General features: G+C 47.0%; 3 protein-coding genes. All 3 read right to left on the bottom strand.

Translation table 11 applies throughout. The annotated features are described in order from the left end of the window. Nucleotides 1-720: 720 nt before the first annotated feature. Nucleotides 721-2,727: a cytochrome c biogenesis protein CcsA gene (gene ccsA / locus ABGY95_RS06305; RefSeq protein WP_347440842.1), complete on the bottom strand. Its 2,007-nt coding sequence runs from the start codon at nucleotides 2,725-2,727 to the stop codon at nucleotides 721-723. Beyond that, a complete protein-coding gene (locus tag ABGY95_RS06310; protein ID WP_347440843.1) occupies nucleotides 2,717-3,919 on the bottom strand; it encodes a cytochrome c biogenesis protein ResB in 1,203 nt (400 codons plus the stop codon). The genes ccsA and ABGY95_RS06310 overlap by 11 nt, the downstream gene beginning before the upstream one ends. A gap of 3 nt (nucleotides 3,920-3,922) precedes the next feature. Then, on the bottom strand, nucleotides 3,923-4,280 hold a 358-nt coding region (locus ABGY95_RS06315), incomplete at its 5' end, for a hypothetical protein (protein ID WP_347440844.1).

Raw genomic sequence — 4,280 nt, forward strand, 5'->3', positions numbered from 1 at the left:
AGAATCAATAACTCACACACCGACAACGGGAGTTGCCGGAGGTGCCCACCATTATTGCTTGATCTTCACTTGATGAAAAAGTAACCGATGATGATATCATGAAGCACACACAATAACTTATGAGCGACCTCGGGCTAGCAGAGTACTCCACACCCCTGTCATAGGCTACGACCCAACTCTGACCACGAAAAATCAGGAATCCGCACCACCTGTGATCGCAGCATAACCATTAGGCTAGGCAATAAGTTTCGTCAAAATGACATATCCACAGCTACGTCGGCACAGTGCTCCACATCAGCCACACGGGCTGGCGTGGCAAAAGGGAACGCACCGCAACGACATCTAAAAAAATCGCAACGACTCACCAAGAGTGGAATTGCGACAATTTTGCACCGCTCAGAGAAACGGCAAAAAAAGCAAGGAAACCCTGCTGAACCCGGGAGCCGCCACATGGACACACTGGCCTGCTCTAAACCCACCAGCTAGCAAATTAAAAATCTCAGTCAACATGAGCATTAAACTTAAAGTCGCTAAGCGGACTATCACATACAAAGCCATGACAACCAACGTTGTTTCTACTCATTTTACAAAGACACAACCGTCAACAGCTGCTAATTTGTTGCACACTTACCTAGTCATACATGACTACGCCAGACTAGGAAGTATATCATCGATAGCATGACTCTCGAGCCTCAGACGTCCGATCAGGCCCTATAGAAATTATTCGCTCTCTAGTTTAGCGTGTAATTTCTTCTGCTTCTTAACAGCGTTTTCATTTATCGCATAGCCGAGGGCTATACATACAACGAAGGCTTCAAGGTAGTAAAATGCCCAGATGGTATTTAGGGCGTCACCAGCGGTAAACCCATAAGTGTGGAGGCCAACATTCAGGAAGTTCACATGCCACCATGAGAAAGTGACTAGAATTGACCCTACCACGGCGCAGATATGAATCCCCCATTCCCGAAGGTAACCGGCCATACGAGCATGGAGAATAATCAAGGCCCATAGCACAATGATGAGTGCGCCATTTTCCTTTGGATCCCAGCCCCAGAAGCGGCCCCAAGAATCATTAGCCCAAACACCACCGAGGATCGTTCCGACCAAGCTGAAGAAGAGTGTGAAACACACTCCACCATACACGATGCGAGTCATGAAGCGGCGGAATGATTTGTCACCTTCGTCGATATTGAAGATGCGCGCAAAGATATAGACATGTGCCAATCCTGCAGTAAGTAGACCACCAGCGTAACCAATCGTGATCGTGACCACATGTGTCGCCAACCAGAAGTTAGAGCGCAGCACAGCAATCAAGGGGTTCATTGGGTCGACTCCTTTTGACTGCTCATACCACATTGCGAGGAACATTCCAGTCGCGGCGAGGAAGAAAGCCATCCCTAGACAGACACCACGCTTGGTGACGTACTCGATAAAGCCTAATACCAAGATAGTGATGGCTGTGATAAAGGGAATGGTATCGTAGAGATTTCCTACTGGAGGACGCCCCATAAGTATACTTCGATGAGTGATACCAGCTATCACGAGAACGCCACCAAGGATCAATAACACCCACGCTACACGGTTACAATTACGGCCCCACTGAGTGGCTGGTGAAATCCAACCACAGGCGACAATGATGAAACCTAGAATAAAAGGCGTGAGAGAATAGTAGAAATAATCCATACGGTAGTAGGCCATTTCACTCTTCAAACCAGCGCCCTCGCCTCGTGCTTCCATCTTGCTCTGCACATTACTTTTATAGAGCTTTAGAGCCTTGAGTAACCCTTTTTGGTCACCATCACGGTAGGCCAATGCTAGAGTTTCCATCTCGCGTAAGTAGTCGATCTGGTCCTTATCCGCTGGCAACTTATTCTGCATGTAGCCAGAAAGCCAGCCTTCACGTTTTGGCCAAGTCGCCTGATTTGGATTGCTGGCAGGATATAGAGCAATGTCAGAATACACCGAGTCACCTATGCGCATAGAAATCATCGAAGCCACCTTGCGCAGCCCATCCATATCGCCACCTTCTTGTTGAGCTGCAGCAGCCAGGAACCGGCTAAGCTGTGGCCACCTTTGTACCCAAGCTGAAAAAAGTCGTAGTTCATCACTGAGTGAACTATCCTTATCAGCCATCGGTTCTTTTACTGGTGTGAAATGTGAGCTAATAGCCACATAGCTCTGAAGATTTGAAACGAGTGCTAAAAATTGGTCTTCGACTGGGTCTCGGTCGTCCTTTGGCTTTGCCCCAATCTCACCACGCAATTTATCAACCTGCTGTAAATGCTTTTCGAGATTCGCCATGCTGTAACGATCACGGCGTTTTTTCTCGTCGTGAGCCACTCCAATCATGTCGAGCACAGCGTCATCTTCCACCTGGAAGACATTCATCTTCTCAGCGAATGCATCGCGGAACATCAAGTCTAACACCCATTCAGTAGGCGTGATCACTACTTTTTCGCCATTGCTCTCAAAGCGCACCTTACGCTTACCATTGATAGCTAGCAGTTCAAACCCAGCCCAAGTCGAAACTGGCTTGATTCGTCCGTCGGCTTGAATTGCCATGGAGCCAAATTCAGCCACAAGCTCAGGGTCCCATTTTTCATAACCATCGACCACATTTGGTGGCCCACTGATGATTGAATCCTTAGCTGTGTAGAGCAATAAAGATGCAACAACAACGAGGGCAAAAACGAACCCTATCCAACGACCAATTTTACTACTTCTCATTTTTGCTCCTTGCTATACTGGTGGATACGAACCCAAAAAGTTTGATAATGAAGTGCACGAAAAGTGCAATCCCACAGGTGTAGATGGCGTATTTGGGCCATTGGTCCGATGGATTAGTTTTTACCGTAAAACCAGATTCTACCTTCGGTCCTGCATCGTTCCAGCTGGTTTGATAGAATGTGAGATCTTTGTAACGTAGTGGTTTGTTCATTTCGATTTTGCGCATCATCTCGTCCTTGCCTTCAGAATTCAGAACTGTGACGTCGCTTTCGTACATCATAGCCATCCCAGTGCCTGGGTGCTTCTCGCCACGTGAATCATCTAGGCGGACTTTAAATGGCATATTCCAGATTTCTCCGTGGAGGCGGAGACCGTAGATTTTATCTTCAACCGTCACAGTCACATCGTGAGTGAGTCCCTCGAATAAGATCAATTCATGGGTCTTACCTGACGCCCTCTCTTTTATTGTAATAATACAAGCTGAGAAATTTGACTCTTCGAGCCCTGTCGGTTTGATTGGATTTATATAATACCCATCAACGACCTTTGCTCCATCAATTCCTACACCTCGCGCTTGAGCCACTTGTGTGTTAATGTGGTAGTCACTCACTACAACATCGAATGGGAAGGCTGGAAGAAGGAACTCGCGCTGGCGCTCAGGCTTTCCTCTCACCCCTGATAAAACATCCGAATTGAGAACAAGCGGTTCTTGCTTTTCACCCTCTTTAATTTCGGCAATTTCAATAGAGAGTTCCGTCAGGCTGTAAGCATAGTCACCAGTATCACCGACCTCTAATAACATAAATGCCTCTCGTGACTGGTGGTAAGAAACCGCGCCACCAACCATCAGCATCAGCATGCTAAAATGAGAAACGAGCACTGCAGCGTGCTTCCAGCCTTTGCGGATTCGCATCACTCCACCAATGAGTAAGTTGAGAGTGAAAACAGCGCAGACCCAATAACCGCCGGGGAGAATGATCGGTAGATCTTTCTCATTGATGGTCGGCTGCACATAATAGGCGTTAAAACTGAAATACTTCCTAAGTGTCCAGTAGAGTCCATCAGGCCCGGTTTGTTCAAGTGTGGAGAGCCAGGTCAGGACCAACAAAAGCACCATACAAATGATGGCGACGTGAAACCCGCCGAGGAAGGCGAATACTTTGGCAATGGGGGTGGTTGGTTTCTTACTCATTACTTACTTCCATTGAATGCTTTCACAAAAGGTGGTGAAATTCTCGCGCTGGGCTAGAACTTCTTCTTTCTTTCCGATCATTTTCACGGTGATCAAGTTGCCTCTGCTCTCAACTAGCAAGCCCAGCAATGCAGCATCTTCAATATTGATTCCGCGCATACCAGCAAAAGTTCCTTGTGATTCTAAAATGACTGCATTGGCACCAAGCACGTCGAGCTTTTCTAGCTCCGATACTACGACTGGTCGTTCGTCGCCAAATTGCTTGTACCAACGTTCTGCATTACTCTTAATATCACCAGTGCCTATCGAAATATACACCTCTCCATCATTATTGAATTTACAGTTAAACTCACGAAATTTG

This window comes from Rubritalea sp. (assembly GCF_039830215.1).
Classification (GTDB): domain Bacteria; phylum Verrucomicrobiota; class Verrucomicrobiia; order Verrucomicrobiales; family Akkermansiaceae; genus Rubritalea.

What these genes read in the sequence shown, in the direction of transcription:
- ccsA (WP_347440842.1), bottom strand. Translation starts at nt 2,727, where the DNA reads ATGAGAAGTAGTAAAATTGGTCGTTGGATAGGGTTCGTTTTTGCCCTC.
- ABGY95_RS06310 (WP_347440843.1), bottom strand. Translation starts at nt 3,919, where the DNA reads ATGAGTAAGAAACCAACCACCCCCATTGCCAAAGTATTCGCCTTCCTC.